This is a genomic window from Akkermansiaceae bacterium (assembly GCA_024233115.1).
GTDB lineage: Bacteria > Verrucomicrobiota > Verrucomicrobiia > Verrucomicrobiales > Akkermansiaceae > Oceaniferula.
Window position 1 is genome coordinate 149,647 of sequence record JACKQB010000002.1, and the last position, 17,379, is coordinate 167,025.

Genomic DNA, 17,379 nt, shown 5'->3' on the forward strand with positions numbered 1-17,379 from the left:
GGCAAGAGCAAGCGTCAAACCGATATCCTGTCTTATGGCCGAAATATCAGGATCTGCAGTGGTTTCGGCAGAAAGCGACATCAGCGCGGATTTGAGCCATGAGCGCATCGATGGAGTCGAATTTCTGTTCCTCGCGTACGTATTTCAAGAAACGAACCTCCATCTCACTGCCGTAGAGGTCACCGGAGTAGTCCAGCAGGTGGACTTCCAGCATGCGCCTGGCACCCTCACCTTCAACGGTCGGGCGCACACCAAGGTTCCCTGCCCCGCAAACCACCTCGCCATTTTCCAAGGTGGCTTCAACGGCCCACACCCCGTCGGTGGGAAGTTGTTCGTTGTGGACCCTGAGGTTGGCCGTGGGAAATCCTATGGTCCTACCCAGCTGGCGACCTTCCACCACCGTGCCAAGGACGGTGTATTCCCTGCCGAGCATGGCGTGGGCTGCCTTCATGTTGCCATCGCGGATGGCTTGTCGGACCCGGGTGCTGCTGACACGTTCACCATCGACCATCACGGCTTCGGTGGAAATGATACGTATGCCGTTTTTACCGCCGAATTCCTCAAGTAATGCGATGTCGCCTTGCCTCTGTTTACCAAATTTCCAGTCCTCACCGATGGCGAGTGTCTTGAGCCGGGGGCTGGCATCCTTCAGTGATGTCAAAAAATCAAGGGCCTCGCAGTTGGCGAACTCCTCGGTAAAAGCAATCACGACCAGGACATCCACGCCGAGACCGGCAAGCAATTCCCGTTTGTGGTTCAGGGAGGCTAAAATCCTCTGCGGCGCGACCTTGGGGGCGAGCACCCGGATGGGATGGGGGTCGAAGGTCAGGACTCCAGCCACACCACCATCCAGCTTGGCGGCGTCGACCGCAGACCGGATCACCGCCTGGTGGCCGATATGCACACCATCGAACACGCCCAGCGCAAGATGCAGGGGGCGGTCGATCAAGCGTAAGTCGTTCAGGTTTTCAATAAGTCGCACCATGGAGATGTTTGTGGGACGGATTCATTGCGCCTGGATCGCGACATGAAAAGGATAAAACAAAATGCACCGCCGTACGATAGATAAAACCCTCTGCCAGCACGGAGTAATACGATACGGTTCCGGCGAGAAAGCCGAGCGGGGCTCGACAGTGGATGCAGAAGTTTGCGTGGTGCCCGACCGGCTGCAAACAGTGAATACAAAGATCCGCACCATCGTCGCCCTCGATCAAATCTGTTTCCATTGATGTTAGGTTAACGTTTTCGGGATCGTTTGACAACCTTGCAGCTCAGTATTCCAGAACTTCTCTACAATCTCCGCCCCCAGGTTGCGGATGCCACGGCTTTCTGCACACGTTATCCAGCAAAATACGCGGAGCTATAAACGCCATCGAAGAAGCGCCGGCAGGCGGAACCATGATATACGCCATCCGGCGGAAATTGCATCCCGCCCCATTTGCCCCCTTGTCGCAACCTAACAAAAACCATCACACCACCATGAATGAAACCCATTTGTATTTGCCTCTCGTTCCGGAATGCCTTGTTGCATCCATGCTCTCCCCGCAAGATTTCGGCGCCTACCTGGCCGTTGGATCGACCTCCCGGTTTCGTGGTCAGGCGGTCTTTTTTGAAATAGATCCAGATTTTAAATCGGACCACTTCCCGATGCATCTTATCGAGGAGCAATGTGTGCCCAAGGAAAATGGAAAGCCAAAAAACTCACTCTACTTATCCATCTATCGCGTGCTGGAGCACATCCCACTCAGCAAGTTGGGAGACCTCCATCTGGCAACAGACGATGGCAAGGTGCTTACTTTGAAGAAACAGGATTACCAACCCGAGGAAAACCGGCCCCTCCACCTCTATCAGGAGTTCGGTCCGGTGAACCCATCCGTGGCGAGTACCTTGAATGCCATGGATTTCTGCAAATTTGTAACCTCTCCCAGTGAGCCTGTCCGACTGCCCAAGGTTGTGTTTTCGGAGTTGATCCTACGTGATCTGGCAACCGACCCCATCCATGGCAGGATTGGAGAGCTTCCCTATGATCATATCGAGCATCTCCGTGCGGGGCTCGTGGAGCTTAACGAATCCAATGGCAAGAAAAACAAGGTCATCTTCCGCCGCTTGCAGCAGGACTTTTTCTTCCGCACCATCCGCAACGGATTTTTTGCAGGCGACCAGACAGGCCTCCTCTACTACCCCATGCCAACGATGGATGAGCTCGAAGGGACACACTACTCCTGGTGGAAATCAGCCCAGGTCACGCATAACTAACCAACCAAGCCGAATCAGTACTAATCTAACAAACCAGCCAACACCCAACAATCCAACATGAACGAACAACTATTCTGGATAGCCCCCGCATCCTCGGTCATCGCACTTCTTTTTGCGATGTTCTATTTCAAGCAAATGAAAAAGTGCGATGAAGGCACTGAGCTGATGAAAAAAATCGGCAAGCACGTCCGCGAGGGTGCCATGGCTTATCTCGGCCAGCAATACCGGGTGATGATCATCGTCTTTGGAGTGGTTGCAGTGCTGTTCGCCGTGCTCGCCTATGGCTTTGATGTTCTCAACAAATGGCAACCGGTCACATTTATCTGCGGTGGATTTTTCTCGGCACTGGCCGGCTACTTCGGTATGCGCACGGCGACACAAGCCTCTACCCGGACCGCCGCTGCGGCGAGAAACTCGCTGGCGTCATCGCTGCAAGTGGCATTCCGCAGTGGCGCGGTCATGGGACTGGTCGTTGTCGGCCTCGGTTTACTCAACATTACATTCTGGTTCTGGCTGGTAAACAAGGTGATGGCATCGGCAAGTGATGGAGCGCCCGACATGGTCATGGTGACGACCACCGTGTTGACGTTCAGTATGGGAGCCTCCCTGCAGGCCCTTTTTGCCCGGGTTGGTGGCGGCATATTCACCAAAGCCGCTGACGTCGGTGCCGACCTGGTTGGCAAGGTCGAGGCCGGCATCCCTGAAGACGACCCCAGAAACCCTGCTGTGATCGCCGACAACGTGGGCGACAACGTCGGTGATGTCGCAGGTATGGGGGCGGACCTTTTCGAATCATACTGTGGCTCCATCCTGGCTGCATGCGCCCTGGGGGCAGCCGCCTACGTCGGAGCCCCTGAAATCCAGGCCAAGGCCGTGGTGGCACCAATGCTGATCGCCGGTATCGGAATCCTGCTCTCCATCGTGGGGGTCTATTTTGTGCGCACCAAGGAAGGGGCGACCCAAAAGCAATTACTCAAGTCGCTGTCCCTGGGCATCGATACGAGCTCCTTCCTCATCCTTGTGGCATCAGCCGCTGTGCTGCACCTGCTGGACATCCCCAACGCCTGGGGCATCTGGGGCGCCGTGACCGCCGGGTTGATCACAGGAATCGTGATTGGCAAGGCTACGGAGTACTATACATCGACCTCATACTCCCCCACCCGGTCAATCGCCGAACAGGCCAAGGGGGGTGCCGCCACCATCATCATTTCCGGTGTGTCCGTAGGGATGATCTCAACGGCCGTCCCGGTCATTGCCGTTTCGCTGGGAACGGCAGTCGCCTTTTTCTGCGGTGCCGGCTTTGACATGGGCAACCTCAGCCAAGGGCTTTATGGTGTCGCCATCGCCGCCGTGGGTATGCTTTCCACACTGGGAATCACACTGGCCAGTGATGCATACGGCCCGATCGCCGACAATGCCGGAGGCAATGCAGAAATGAGCAACCTCGGACCTGAGGTAAGGGAACGCACCGATGCGCTTGACTCCCTGGGTAATACGACAGCTGCCACGGGCAAGGGGTTTGCCATCGGTTCCGCCGCGCTCACAGCGTTGGCACTGTTAGCATCCTATATTGAAGTGATCCGCATCGAGTTAATCAAAAGCGGAACGGTGACGCTTGAACTCACCCATGGCTTGCGGACCGTAGCGACCAAGGACGCCACCCTGATGGATTTCATGGCTTACTACAATGTCACCTTGCTTAACCCGGTGGTATTGATTTCGATCTTTCTCGGCTCCATGGTCGCCTTCCTCTTCTGCGGCTTGACCGTACAAGCCGTGGGCCGCGCTGCCGGGCTGATGGTCGAGGAGGTCCGGCGCCAGTTCCGCGAGTCCGATGGTATCCTCAAAGGTACGGTCGAGCCCGATTACGCCCGCTGCGTTTCCATCTCCACCCTGGGTGCCCAGAAGGAAATGGTCGTCCCGTCCGTTATCGCCATCCTGGTTCCGATTGCCATTGGCATCCTCTTTGGAGTGGCTGGTGTGATCGGGCTTCTGGTCGGCGGCCTGGCCACTGGATTTGTGCTCGCGGTATTCCTCTCAAACTCAGGAGGAGCATGGGACAATGCCAAGAAATACATTGAAGAAGGACACCACGGAGGCAAGAGTTCATCCGCGCACAAGGCCTCGGTGATCGGCGACACCGTGGGTGATCCGTTCAAGGACACCTCCGGACCAAGCCTTAACATCCTGATCAAGCTGATGAGCATCGTCGCCATTGCAACCGCCGGCGTCACTGTCGCCCTGAGTTTGATCTGACCATCAGGCTCAGCCCGAGTGACGCGGTAGGCCGCTACAGGGCTTCTGGTTTTTGCAGAAGCTCTGAAATGCGGTTCAACAACATACCTGCCCCTCCACCATCGACTACGCGGTGGTCGAAGGTCAGGTCGATTTCCGCCTCGGTCACGGGGATGAAGGTGCCGGTTTGCTCGCTCCAGACGGGGCGTTTGACACCAGCACTGAGGCCGAGGATCAAGGTCTCGTTGGGAAGCGGGATAGGTGTGCCCCAGGTCAGCCCGAACGTACCGAAGTTGGTGACGGTGGCAATCCCGTGCTGGGTCGCCTCCTCGGGTAATTTACGTGAGCGGGCGAGTTCGACCAAGCGGTCATAATCCTCCACCAGCTCGCTGAGGCGCTTGGTATCGGCATTGCGGATGATCGGGACCAACACGCCGTCGTCCACCTGGACGGCCACCCCGATATCGAAGGCACGGGGATGCACGACATTTTCACCGATCAAATAACCGGCGGTGGTCGGGTTTTCAGCCAGAGCCAAAGCAAGCGCCCTGAGAATGTAGAGAGCAGGCCCCGGTTTCACGGCCTGGCTTCGCCGGTGGTTGAGGATTTTATCCATCACCAGGGGTCTGGCCACTGTGGCGAGCGGGCGGGTCCAGCTTCGGCGCATGGCATCGGCCACGGCAAGTCGCATCGGCGATGCCCTGGTGTGCGGCCAGGTATCGATGTATTCAAGAAACGACTCCAGATCCTCCACCGTAACCCTGCCACCGGCACCACTGCCGGGGATCGCGGAAATATCAGCGGCACGCAGGCCCAGCTCGGTCATGCGCGCCCGCATCCTTGGTGAAATATAGTGCGCGCCCCCCTTACCGGTCGGAACCGGCAGGCCTTTGATATTGGGCTCCACCAAAACGGGTTCGTGGTAGCCCTCGTCCTCGGTCTTGAAGTGTAGATTCTCCTCTTCACCGCGGTTGTTCTCCGCTGGCGACTCCTGTGACCCCACGGTCAGCTCGTCCATGGACTTTTCTCCGGTGCGGTCCAGCTCTTCCTGGGTAACCTCGAGCACTCCCAGAATACTGCCGACGGCGTAGCTTACCCCCTCCTCGGCGACAACCTGGATCACCTCGCCAGAGCAAAGTGCGGTCACTCCCATGGTCGCCTTGTTGGTTTCCACCTCGATGACCTCCTGGTCGGGAACCACCGTGTCTCCCACGGCAATATTGAGTCGGATAATCGTGGCCTCGGCGATGGATTCACCCAGTTGAGGCATGAGAATAGGGACTTTCGGCATGGAATTGATTGGTTTGTTTTTAAAGTAAATTTAACAGTATCTCTTAGTAGTTCAATAACTTACGAAGAGCCACAGCAATGGATTCCGGTGTTGGGCGGTGGGTGGCCCAAAGTTTCGGATGATATGGGATCGGGGTGTCCCTGGCATTGAGTCGGGCGGGCGGAGCATCCAGCAGATGGAAACCATCGGCACAGACACGTGAGACGACTTCAGCAGTCACCCCACCCCAGGGAAACGCCTCGCCAACGGCGAGCAAGCGCCCCGTCCGGGCCACCGATGCGATGACGGTATCGTTATCGAGGGGCTTGACCGAGCGGAGGTCGACGACCTCGATTTCCCAGCCCCCTTCGGCGTGGAGCATTTCGGCGGCACGCACAGCCTCGTGAACCATGGCACTGTAGGTGACCACGGAGGCATGTTTACCGGCGCGGGTGATCCGGGCCTTTCCAATCGGGAGATGATCCCCTTTGTAACTATTGGCCTTCAGCCAGCGGTAGAGGAATTTGTGTTCGCAGTAGACCACGGGATCGTCCATGGCGATGGATTCGAGCAGCATCGAGTAGGCATCTGACACGGTTGCGGGCGTGACCACCACCAGGCCCGGGTAGTGCGCGTAGAGGGCTTCCATACTCTGACTGTGAAACGGCCCGGAGCCAGGGGTCCCCCCCGACGGCAAACGCATGGTCAGCGGCACGGGGACACCGGTCCGGTAGTAGTGGGTAGCGGCCTGATTGACGATCTGGTTAAAAGCCACGGAGGAGAAATCGGCAAACTGCATCTCCAGCACGGGACGGGCGCCCTCGATAGCGGCACCAATCGCCATACCGGCCATGGCATCCTCGCTGATGGGCGCGTCAAGAACGCGACCGGGAAACCTGTCCTGCAGTCCTTTGGTGGCCTTGAATGCCCCCCCGAACTGTCCGATATCCTGGCCGTAAAGGAAGACCCGGGGGTCCTCTTCCAGCGCCTTGCCAAGAGCCGCATGAATTGCATCGATGTAGGTGACGTCACTCATTTCTTACTAACGGGTTTGCAGGTTGGGGTTGGAATAGGACCTCCAGTCGTCCAGATACGGATCGGGATCGGATTCCTTCTGGGCGGTGGCAACAGCCGCCTGCACGGTTTCAGCCGCCTCGAGCTCCCACGCCTCAATCTCGGAGGCGTCGGCGAAGCCGTTTTCAATCATCTGGGCCTTGCCGACATCAATGCTGTCGCGCCCCAGGCCCGACGCCTTCAAACCAGGATCGACGTATGACCCGTCGTCATGCTCGCCATGCCCGGTGAGTCGCAGCATGGAGGCAACCACCAGTTGTGGCCCCTCACCTCCCCTTGCCCTGGCGACAGCCTCCTGCATCACTTTGACACAGGCCAGCATATCGGTACCGTCCACACTGTGGCCACGAACCCCGTATCCCTTGGCCTTGTCAACCAAGTCCTCACAGACGAATTGCCGGTCGTTCGGCGTGGAATAGGCATACTGGTTGTTGGCAATGGTCAGCACCAAGGGAAGTTTCTCAACAGCGGCAGTGTTCAGCCCTTCATGAAATGATCCTGTGGAGGTGCAGCCATCACCGACGCAGGTGGCACCAACCACGCCGTCCAGCTCCCCCTTGATACGCTTGGCCATCAGCATGCCACTGACCACGGATATAGCGGTGCCCAGATGGGAAATCATCGCGGGCATACCTTCGGCGGGACGCCCACGGTGGATATTGCCGTCGCGCCCCCGCATGGGGCCTTCCACAGACCCCAGGTAGGTGCGGGTGCAATCGAGCATATCTTCGCCGAATGCCGTGCGCCCCGCCTGGTCCCGGATCAGCGGGGCGTAGATGTCCTTGCCCTTTTCCAAACAAGCCGCAAGAGACGCGCTGACCGCCTCCTGACCTTTGCCCAGATAGACACCACCGACAATTTTGCCGGCTTTATAGAGGCTGCCGAGCTTGTTTTCGAGAATGCGGGCAGTGAGCATGGCCCGAAAGACGCGCCGCACATGATCACGCTCTATGCCAGGGTCGAGACCTTCAGTTGTTTTATCCATAGAGTCGTCTATAAAGCGTTGGTGGGCACAAAAGCGTTGGCGGGCACGACCCGAGGTCGATTGTTGGGATGATAGAAAGAACGGGAAATCAAATCTAGTTTGATTGGAGTTGTCGGACTCAATAAAGACAGCCACAGCCTTGCTGGCAATAGCATTCTTTACGAAAGAATAACCCCATGTTGTCAAAAGAAACCATTGCCAAGCATCCCTACTGGAAGCATAACAGCCTCGCAAAAATCAACGACCAAACCAATCTTTTCAATATGGAACCCACACTTCTTGTTCTCGCGGCCGGTATGGGCAGCCGGTATGGCGGCCTCAAACAAATGGACCCCATGGGGCCTAACGGCGAAACCGTTCTCGATTATTCTGTCTACGATGCCATCCGCGCAGGCTTTAAACGCGTAGTCTTCATCATCCGCGAAGACTTCGCCGAGGCCTTCCGTGAGGGGGTGGGTGCCAGGTTCGAGGGTAAAATCGAGGTCGACTATGTGTTTCAAAAACTCGACGACCTTCCCGCGGGTTTCAGTGTCCCCGAGGGACGTGAAAAACCATGGGGGACCACCCACGCCGTTCGCGCTGCGCGCCATGCCGTCACCGGCCAGTTTGCGGTGATCAACGCCGATGATTTTTATGGCGCGGATGCCTATCAGCGGATTGCCGGCTACTTCAAGGAGGCCGCTGGAACCGTCGATTCCAAATCCCACTACTGCATGGTCGGTTACCACATCACCAAAACCCTCTCCGACCACGGGGATGTCAATCGCGGCATTTGTTCAGACGACAACGGTTTCCTCAAGGACGTTGAAGAAGTCACTGAAATCAAACGTGAAGATGATGGTAAAATCCGCGGCAACGGGCTCGATGGCAAGCGACGCGAGGTGCCGGAAAGCGCCGTGGCGTCGATGAATTTCTGGGGGTTTGGACAGGAGTTCTTCAGCCAGATCGAGGACCACTTCACCCGCTTTCTTCAAGAGCGTGGCACCGAGATGAAATCCGAGTGCTACATCCCCACCCTGGTCGATGAACTGATCCGAAACGGCACGGCCGACTGCAAGGTGCTTGAAACCACCAGCTCGTGGTTTGGTGTGACCTATCCCGATGATAAACCACACGTAGTCGAGGCCATTCAACAGCTGATCGACGCCGGTGAATACACCAGCCCCTTGGACTAACACCCAACCAGAAACCACCACATCATGCACGATCTCAAGGAAATAGCGGGCCTGTTCGATATGCGGGCCGATTTTGTTCACGGCCACCCATACGGCTCAGGGCACATCAATGACACCTACTGCGCTGAATACGACCAGGCGGGACAACGTCTCCGCTACATTCACCAGCGGCTCAGCACCGAAGCCTTCAAAAAACCGGTGGAGCTGATGGAAAATGTCGAGCGTGTCACCACACACGCGCTCAATGAACTGCTCAAGCAAGAGCACCCCGAAGCACGACGGCGCACCCTGACCTGCATACCTTCCATGCAAGGCACTCCCCATGCCTTTGATGCCGCCGGCAACTGCTGGCGGACCTACCCGTTCATCGAGCGGGCGCGCACATACGACACCATCGAATCCGAAGCCCAGGCCACCGAAGCCGCCCGCGCCTTTGGCGAGTTCCAGAAACTCGCAGCCACGCTGCCAGGAGACCCGCTGCACGAAACCATCCCCGGTTTTCATAATACCAAGCAGCGTTTCCAACATCTGGTCGAAGCCATCGAAGCCGATTCGGAAAATCGTGCAGCGGGTGTTCAAAAAGAAATCGATTGGTACATGGCACGCGAAGCCGAGGGCAGCAAGGTTGTCGATATGCTTGAAAACGGTGAACTCCCTCTCCGGGTCACCCATAACGACACCAAGCTGAACAACGTCATGTTAGACGATGTCACAGGTGAAGGCATCTGTGTGATCGATTTGGACACCACCATGCCGGGCTCTGCCATTTATGATTTCGGCGACATGATCCGCACTGCCACATCCCCCGCTGCCGAGGATGAAAAAGACACCTCCAAAGTTGAAATGCGCATGTTTATGTTCGAGGCCCTCGTCAAGGGCTACCTCGCATCGGCTGGAGACTTCCTCACCGACAACGAGCGTTCCCTGTTAGCTTTTTCCGGAAAACTGTTGACCATGGAGTGTGGCGCCCGTTTCCTGACGGACTACCTCAAGGGCGACGTCTACTTCAAGGTGCACCGCGACGGCCACAACATCGACCGCACCCGCACGCAGATGGCACTCGTCGAATCCATTGATTCCCAGCTGGATGCCATGGAGGCGCTGGTGGCGAAGTACAGCGTGTAGGCAGGTCTGAAGTGCGGACGGCTTGCCTCCGCCTTCCCCTGAACCGGCTTGCCGACTCCATCCCCGGCGCAGCCGCAATTCACAACTCCAAACAAGACAAGACTTATGAAACCCCGCCGCAGGAAGCCAGCTTTCCAGCCTCAAAGCGGAGGCAAACCATCCACAAGGCGGCATCATCTAACTTTATCCATCAAACAATCCAACTCCTGAAAAATGAAAATACTCGTCACAGGCGGAGCCGGTTTCATCGGCTCCCACATCGTTGAACATTTCCAAGGCAAGGCCGGGGAGATCCGCGTGCTCGATAACCTCCGCACGGGTTACAAACATAACCTTGAAGGGCTCGACTGCACCTTCATCGAGGGCTCGGTCACTGATCGTGGGCTGGTCAAACAAGCTGTCGACGGGGTTGATTACATTTTCCACATGGCAGCGATGGTTTCCGTTCCTGAATCGATGAGTAAAATCGCCGAGTGTGTGGAGATCAACGTCAACGGTTTGCTCAATGTGCTGGAGGAGGCATCGGATGCCGGGGTGAAGAAAATCGTCTTTGCCTCCTCAGCGGCCAACTACGGCGACAACCCCACCGTACCCAAGCTGGAGACCATGTATCCGGAGCCCAAGAGTCCGTATGCGATCACCAAACTCGACGGGGAATATTACCTTGAGATGTTCCGAACCGAAGGAAAGATCCAGGCGACGTCCATCAGGTTCTTTAATGTGTTCGGGCCCCGCCAGGACCCCAAGGGAGCCTACGCCGCCGCCGTGCCCATTTTCATCGAAAAAGCCGTCAAGGGTGAGGACATCACGGTCTACGGTGATGGCGAGCAAACCCGCGACTTCATCTACGTGAAGGACATCGTCGGCGCTCTTGTCTTTGCCGCGATGCATGAAGACATGCACGGCACCTACAACGCTGGTTACGGAGGCCAGATCACGATCAATGACCTGGCTAACAACATTCTCGGAACGGCGAACACAGGCTCCAAGCTCATCCACGGACCTGAGCGGGCGGGTGATGTGAAACACTCGCGCGCATCATCGGACAAACTACGCGCCGCAGGATGGGTGCCCCGGTTTACCCTTGAGGAAGGACTTGCTGCTACGTTTGAGTTTTTCAAAAACAAACTATCCAGTTAACCTGACCTGAGATGCAGGATTCAAGTGGCACCACCGATACAACCGCTCCTCGTACAGACCCCTACGCCCCTCCAGCAAGCCATCCCACCGATGGCGGCGGGCCAGCTTCGGAAAGTCCACGGAACATCGTGGTGGCCTGGGAGCGGATGCGGATACAATACAACCTCATCCTCTTGCTGCCAGGCCTGGTGGTCCTGATCCTCTACGTCGCCGGCAACTCCATGCCCATGGCGGTTGCCATCCCCGGTGCCCTCGTGACCGCGCTCGCGGCGAACGTATGCTATTTTGCAGGCTCCATCTCCGAGTTTTTTGTCTGCGCTCTATTGAATACGCCGGAACATCCATCCTACCGGAAAACCGCCTATATCGCCGGCATCGTACTCTCACTGGTGGTTTTTGGCATTGTCAGTCTGCCCGGAGCCATGATGGCCTTTTGAAAGACCGTTCCCATTTTAGCTGACATCAGGCCTTTTCTTTCGGTCTAAAAACGCTATATTTCCGCCTCTTCGACCATGAAACCGACCTCCACCGCTCTTGTCATCCTTGTGTCCACGGCCTTGTCAGCGCTGGCCCATGGCCCTATTGACCATGGAGAGGCAACCCTCATCGCACAGGCCAGTGTGACCCCGGCCAACAACACCGGTCAACCTTCGACCACGGCCCCCTCCGCACCAACGGCTCCCAATACCGCACCTGCCACCGCCCCGGGGGCGACGACCAACGACGACGGGGTAAGGGTCACGGTTTTGGGATACCACGATTTTTCAAAAATCAAAACGCCCACCGAGATGCTCATCTCCACCGGCAAGTTCCGCAAACAGATGCAGGCCATCAAGGAACTCGGTCTGCATGTCATCAGCATGGAGGACTTCATCGCCTGGAAACGAGGCGAAAAGAAAATCCAGGACAAGTCCGTGCTCATCACCATCGATGACGGTTGGAAATCCGTCTACACCGACGCCTACCCGATCCTCAAGGAACACAAATTCCCCTTCACTGTTTTCCTCTACACCAATTACATCGACGGTGGTGCCAGTGCGCTGACATCAGCGATGATCAAGGAGATGCAGAACAACGGCTGCACCGTGGCCAGTCACTCGATCTCCCACCCCTACCCCGCCACGGTAAAGGCCGAACGCGCCAAAGGATCGGACGAGTTCGCCACCTATTTACGTAAGGAAATGGGCGGCTCGCGTAAGGAGTTGGAAAAAAAATTCGGCGGCAAAGTCAATGCCTACGCCTACCCCGGCGGCTATGTCACCGGTGAAATGTTGCCCATCGCCACGGAGTGCGGCTATGAGTGCCTGTTCACCGTGCTCCCGGGGAAAACGACTCTCGCGACCTCCAACTTCACCATACCCCGCTACGTCATCCTCGGCACCCACGACTATATTTTCCGGAATGCGACCAGCTTCAGCGCGACAAGCACGACGGCCGCCACCGATGGTGCCATCGTCCAGTCCACCCCCCACCCGGTCAAACCGGAGCCAGGTGCCTTGATAACAACCCGGCTGCCCACTGTCTCGGCTGACCTTTCAAAAGTGGCCAACATTGACGTCGAGTCGATCGTCATGCGGGTCGCAGGTTTCGGCAAGGTGCCCGCCACCTATGACGCCGCCAGCAAAACGGCCTCCTGGACGCTGAACCGCCGGTTGCGCTCCCGCACCTGTGAAGTCAGTGTGCAGTGGCGCACCCTGGGAGCTACCAAATATGAACAGCCGATGACCTGGATCTTCCGGATCGACCGCGAAGCCGCCTATCAACCGTCCAGCCCCATCGCCCCCTAGGGATGGAAACTCCAATCCCGCAGCTGCGGGATCCACATACCCATTGTACTTCAACGCACCAGCACTGCTCTTATCCTGATAACGGATAACCAATAACCGATAACCCACCACCATGTTCTCAGCCCTTTCCGACAGTCTCGACAAAACCTTCCGCAATCTGCGCGGCGTTGGTAAAATCTCCGAAAAAAACATCGGCGACGCGCTCCGTGAAATCCGGCTCGCCTTGCTGGAGGCCGACGTCGAATTCGGAGTCGCCAAGGACTTTATCGCCAAGGTCAAAGAAAAAGCCATGGGGGTGGACGTGCTCAAGTCCATCAAACCCGGCGAACAAATCGTCAAGATTTTCAACGATGAACTCACCGCGCTGCTCGGTGGTGACGCGACACCGCTGAACCTCAATCCGCCGGCACACATTCTCCTCTGCGGTCTCAATGGCGCGGGTAAAACGACCACTGCCGGCAAGCTGGCACTGCGCCTTCAAAAAGAAGGCCGCCGTCCCCTGCTCATCGCCTGCGACCTCTACCGCCCTGCCGCCATCGACCAACTCGCCACCCTGGCTGGGCAGGTGGGTGTGCCGTGTTTCACCCCGGAACCCGGTGAAAAGAACCTCGTCAAGGTCGCCAAACAGGCTCTCAAGTGGGCCAAGACCCAAAATGGCACAACCCTTATTTTCGATACCGCAGGCCGACAGGAAATCGACGAGGCTCTCGTGCAAGAACTCAAGGACCTTCACAAGTTCGTCGAGCCTAACGAGACTCTGCTGGTCGCCGACTCAGCCACCGGGCAGCAGGCTGTTTCCGTGGCACGTCACTTCGATGATGCCGTGGGGATCACGGGGATCATCCTGACCAAGCTCGACGGTGATGCACGCGGTGGTGCCGCTCTCTCGATGCGCGCCGTGACGGGCAAACCCATCAAGTTTATCGGTGAGGGCGAAAAGCTCGACCAGTTCGGCGTCTTCCACCCCGACCGCATGGCCAGCCGTATCCTCGGTATGGGCGACGTGGTCAGCATGGTGGAAACCGCTGCTGAAAACATCAACGAGGAGGATGCCATGAACGCCGCGAAGCGTTTGCAGTCGGGTAAATTCGACTTCAACGACTTCCTCGACCAGATGAACATGCTGCGCAAGCTTGGCCCTCTCGATGGGCTGCTGGGAATGCTTCCCGGTTTCAACAAGATCAAAAAACAACTTCCCTCCGGGGCCTTTGACCAAGGCCGCATGAAACGCATGGAAGCGATTGTGCTCTCGATGACACCGAAGGAGCGGTCCACCCCCCAGCTCATCAAAGGAACCCGCCGCAAGCGGATCGCCGCTGGCTCGGGTAATACCATGATCGAGGTGAACCGATTCCTCAAGCAGTTCACCCAGATGCGCAAGATGATGAAGTCCAAGGGCAAAATGAAGGACATGATGAAGCAACTCGGCGGCATGGAGGGCATGGGCGACATGATGGACGGCATGAAAGGATTGGGCGGCGGCGGCAAAATGCCCAAGCTGCCGTTCTAACAATACCGGCACCTGCCCCGGCAACATTCCCGTGGTTCATCCATTGCATCACCGGACAGCTCAATCTCCTGCATCGTGGCTCTGCGTCATCGGCTGCACTATTTCCGTGCCTTCCACGACTTCTGTAGGTAGTCTACCGCCATGAGTAGTGAAACCCCCAAGGTTCCCAAGTTGGTTCAAGACGATTGCTGGCTCGAACCCTACGCCGATCACATCACATGGAGAATGATCCGCTTACAGGATCACCTGCGGGAAATTGAAGCCCGTGCAGGCAGCATCGAGGCTTATTCCACAGTACATCAGTACGTTGGCATCCACTATCACTTTAAGGACGACACCTGGTCGGTGAGAGAATGGGCGCCCGCCGCGAAGTACGTCTCCGTGGTCGGCGATTTCAATAACTGGGACGCTGGCACCCACCCACTTGTCAAAGCTGAGAACGGAGTATGGGAAACCCGGCTTGCCGGTGACATCGTCAAACATGGCGACAAGGTGAAGCTTCACATCGCAGGCGCAAACGACACGGCGAGGGACCGCATACCGGCTACCATCCATCGCTGCGTCCAGGACGAGCACACCCACGACTATTCAGGCCAGGTTTGGCAGCCCGAAGACGCCTACGTATGGCAGAATGATTTCGATCCCTCCTCGATAGGCTCCCCCCTGATATACGAGGCCCATGTCGGCATGGGTGGTGAGGAACCCCGACTCCACACCTACCGCGAGTTCGCCGAAACCGTGCTGCCACGCATATCCCGGCTCGGTTACAACACGGTCCAGCTCATGGCCGTGCAAGAGCATCCGTATTATGGCTCGTTCGGCTACCACGTCTCATCCTTCTTCGCCCCCTGCTCGCGCTTTGGCACACCGGAGGATCTGAAATACCTCATCGATACCGCACATGGACTCGGTGTCGCAGTGTTGTTAGATGTGGTGCACTCACACGCTGTCAAAAACATTTCCGAAGGACTCAATGATTTCGACGGCTCGGGCAACCAATATTTCCATACCGGCGAAAGGGGCGACCAACCGCAGTGGGACTCGAAATGTTTCGACTACGGCAAAGAAGAAGTACGCCGGTTCCTGCTCTCCAACATCCGCTTCTGGCTGGAGGAATTCAAATTCGACGGCTTCCGCTTCGATGGGGTGACCTCCATGCTCTACCACCACCACGGCACGGTTGCTTTTGACCACTACGACAAGTATTTTTCCGATGGCCCCGATGAAGATGCCATCCTCTATCTCGGACTTGCCACCACCCTGTGTCACCAGCTCCGGCCCGGCGCCATGATCGTGGCAGAAGACATGAGTGGCATGCCCGGCCTTTGCCGTCCCACCTCTGAGGGAGGCGTGGGTTTCACCCATCGTCTCGCCATGGGAATCCCCGACTACTGGATCAAACTCCTCAAACACAAACAGGATGAGGACTGGAACGTGGAGGAAATGTGGGGAGTCATGACCAATCGCCGCTTCGGTGAGGCCAACATCGCCTACGCAGAAAGCCACGACCAGGCATTGGTGGGCGATAAGACCATCGCCTTCCGCCTCATGGACCAGGAAATGTACTGGCACATGGGCGTTGGGTCCGAAAACGGGATCATTGACCGGGGGATCGCCCTGCACAAGATGATCCGCCTCTTCACCCTCGTCGCCGGTGGCGAGGGCTGGTTGAACTTCATGGGCAATGAATTCGGCCACCCTGAGTGGCTTGACTTCCCGCGCGAAGGCAACGGCTGGTCATACCACTACTGCCGACGCCAGTGGTCGCTTGTGGACAACCCCGAACTGCGCTACCAACACCTCAATCACTTCGATCAGGATATGATCCAGCTCGCCAAACAGCACAACCTGTTAGGATGCGCACCCGCCCAGCAACTCTACGTGCATAACGATGACCAGGTGCTCGCCGCCGAACGCGGCAATCTGATTTTCATCTTCAATTTTAATCCGACCCAGTCATTCCCCGATTACCTGATCCCCATTTCCCGTGAGGGTGAATACAAGATCGTGGTCGATAGTGATTCCTGTGAAAACGGGGGCCACCAACGGATCGATACCTCCGTCACCTTCGAGGCTGACGAGAACCAGGCCATCCAGATCTACCTCCCAAGCCGCACCTGCGTCGTCTTGGCAAAGTAGGGCAAGCTGGCAACTTGCCGACAGGTTATACGGCTTTGGTTGTCGGCAAGTTGCAAACTCGCCCTACTTTTTATTGCCAAATCCCCGCATCCCCGCTACAGCCACCCGCATGGCTACTGAAACTTCACTTATTCTTTTTAAACCCGACGCCGTTGAGAAAAACATCGTCGGCACCGTTCTTTCCCGCTTTCAGGCAGAAGGCTTCATCGTGCGCGGTATCAAAATGATGCAGCTCGACGACGCAATCCTCACTGAGCACTACGCCCACGTCGCTGATAAGCCCTTTTTCCCGGAGATCGCCGCATTTATGAGCCGCACCCCGGTGATCGCGCTTGCGCTGGAAGGCGAAGACGTCATCAGTCGCGTCCGCGACCTGCTCGGGCCCACCAACTCCCAGGAAGCTGCCGCAGGCACGATCCGTGGTGACTTTGGCACCGATATGATGGTCAACGTCTGCCACGCCTCTGACGGACCGGAGACGGCTGCCGCCGAACTCAAGCGATTCTTCAAGGACGACGAGCTGTTTTCCTTCTAATCATCGACACACCACACTTCTATTATCGGGGCTCGTTGGCATCGCTGACGGGCCCCGTTTGTTTCCAAAGCCACCTGCCACTATCCATAATCGGTTATTCCCTGCCCATATCTTGATTCTTTACTGTTGGCTCTTGCTTCTTTCATCC

The 17,379-nt window shown here is 57.0% G+C and carries 15 protein-coding genes; 11 read left to right on the plus strand and 4 right to left on the minus strand.

The genetic code is table 11. The features are described 5' to 3' along the window. Window positions 1-46: 46 nt before the first annotated feature. Window positions 47-985, minus strand: coding sequence for a bifunctional riboflavin kinase/FAD synthetase (locus tag H7A51_04780; GenBank protein ID MCP5535536.1), 939 nt, complete (start codon window positions 983-985; stop codon window positions 47-49). A gap of 61 nt (window positions 986-1,046) precedes the next feature. Here H7A51_04780 and H7A51_04785 point away from each other — a divergent pair, with 61 nt between their 5' ends. From H7A51_04785 to H7A51_04795, 3 genes are all read left to right on the plus strand, one after another. Further along, entirely contained in the window at window positions 1,047-1,229 is a 183-nt protein-coding gene (locus H7A51_04785) for a hypothetical protein (GenBank protein ID MCP5535537.1), read from the plus strand. A 250-nt stretch (window positions 1,230-1,479) separates the two neighbouring features. Beyond that, on the plus strand, window positions 1,480-2,256 hold the full coding sequence (locus tag H7A51_04790; protein ID MCP5535538.1) for a hypothetical protein: 777 nt from the start codon (window positions 1,480-1,482) through the stop codon (window positions 2,254-2,256). Window positions 2,257-2,313: 57 nt separating this feature from the next. Beyond that, complete coding sequence (locus tag H7A51_04795) at window positions 2,314-4,512, plus strand: sodium-translocating pyrophosphatase (protein ID MCP5535539.1); 2,199 nt, start codon at window positions 2,314-2,316, stop codon at window positions 4,510-4,512. Window positions 4,513-4,546: 34 nt separating this feature from the next. On the opposite strand, the gene H7A51_04800 is transcribed toward H7A51_04795, so the two are convergent. Genes H7A51_04800 through H7A51_04810 form a run of 3 tightly spaced genes read right to left on the minus strand, consistent with a single transcriptional unit; the run spans window position 4,547 to window position 7,751 of the window. Further along, window positions 4,547-5,782: a 2-oxo acid dehydrogenase subunit E2 gene (locus tag H7A51_04800; protein MCP5535540.1), complete on the minus strand. Its 1,236-nt coding sequence runs from the start codon at window positions 5,780-5,782 to the stop codon at window positions 4,547-4,549. Window positions 5,783-5,825: 43 nt separating this feature from the next. Continuing rightward, window positions 5,826-6,797: an alpha-ketoacid dehydrogenase subunit beta gene (locus H7A51_04805; protein MCP5535541.1), complete on the minus strand. Its 972-nt coding sequence runs from the start codon at window positions 6,795-6,797 to the stop codon at window positions 5,826-5,828. 6 nt (window positions 6,798-6,803) lie between these two features. Further along, complete coding sequence (locus H7A51_04810) at window positions 6,804-7,751, minus strand: thiamine pyrophosphate-dependent dehydrogenase E1 component subunit alpha (GenBank protein MCP5535542.1); 948 nt, start codon at window positions 7,749-7,751, stop codon at window positions 6,804-6,806. Between the two features lie 332 nt (window positions 7,752-8,083). Between H7A51_04810 and H7A51_04815 the strand changes: the two genes are divergently transcribed. The 8 genes from H7A51_04815 to ndk all read left to right on the plus strand — a co-directional run bounded on the left by H7A51_04815 (window position 8,084) and on the right by ndk (window position 17,231). Further along, window positions 8,084-8,995 carry an NTP transferase domain-containing protein gene (locus H7A51_04815; protein ID MCP5535543.1) on the plus strand — a complete coding sequence of 304 codons (912 nt, stop codon included), beginning with the start codon at window positions 8,084-8,086 and terminating at the stop codon, window positions 8,993-8,995. A gap of 24 nt (window positions 8,996-9,019) precedes the next feature. Then, the gene (locus H7A51_04820) at window positions 9,020-10,120 is read left to right on the plus strand and encodes an aminoglycoside phosphotransferase family protein (GenBank protein ID MCP5535544.1); all 1,101 of its coding nucleotides are present in this window, start codon (window positions 9,020-9,022) and stop codon (window positions 10,118-10,120) included. Window positions 10,121-10,333: 213 nt separating this feature from the next. Continuing rightward, window positions 10,334-11,260, plus strand: coding sequence for an NAD-dependent epimerase/dehydratase family protein (locus H7A51_04825; protein MCP5535545.1), 927 nt, complete (start codon window positions 10,334-10,336; stop codon window positions 11,258-11,260). Between the two features lie 11 nt (window positions 11,261-11,271). Then, window positions 11,272-11,697: a hypothetical protein gene (locus tag H7A51_04830; protein MCP5535546.1), complete on the plus strand. Its 426-nt coding sequence runs from the start codon at window positions 11,272-11,274 to the stop codon at window positions 11,695-11,697. A 75-nt stretch (window positions 11,698-11,772) separates the two neighbouring features. Continuing rightward, a complete protein-coding gene (locus H7A51_04835) occupies window positions 11,773-13,047 on the plus strand; it encodes a polysaccharide deacetylase family protein (GenBank protein MCP5535547.1) in 1,275 nt (424 codons plus the stop codon). Between the two features lie 112 nt (window positions 13,048-13,159). Beyond that, on the plus strand, window positions 13,160-14,557 hold the full coding sequence (gene ffh, locus H7A51_04840; protein MCP5535548.1) for a signal recognition particle protein: 1,398 nt from the start codon (window positions 13,160-13,162) through the stop codon (window positions 14,555-14,557). Window positions 14,558-14,698: 141 nt separating this feature from the next. Next, window positions 14,699-16,696 carry an alpha amylase C-terminal domain-containing protein gene (locus tag H7A51_04845; protein ID MCP5535549.1) on the plus strand — a complete coding sequence of 666 codons (1,998 nt, stop codon included), beginning with the start codon at window positions 14,699-14,701 and terminating at the stop codon, window positions 16,694-16,696. Window positions 16,697-16,805: 109 nt separating this feature from the next. After that, entirely contained in the window at window positions 16,806-17,231 is a 426-nt protein-coding gene (gene ndk / locus H7A51_04850) for a nucleoside-diphosphate kinase (GenBank protein ID MCP5535550.1), read from the plus strand. Window positions 17,232-17,379 lie beyond the last annotated feature (148 nt).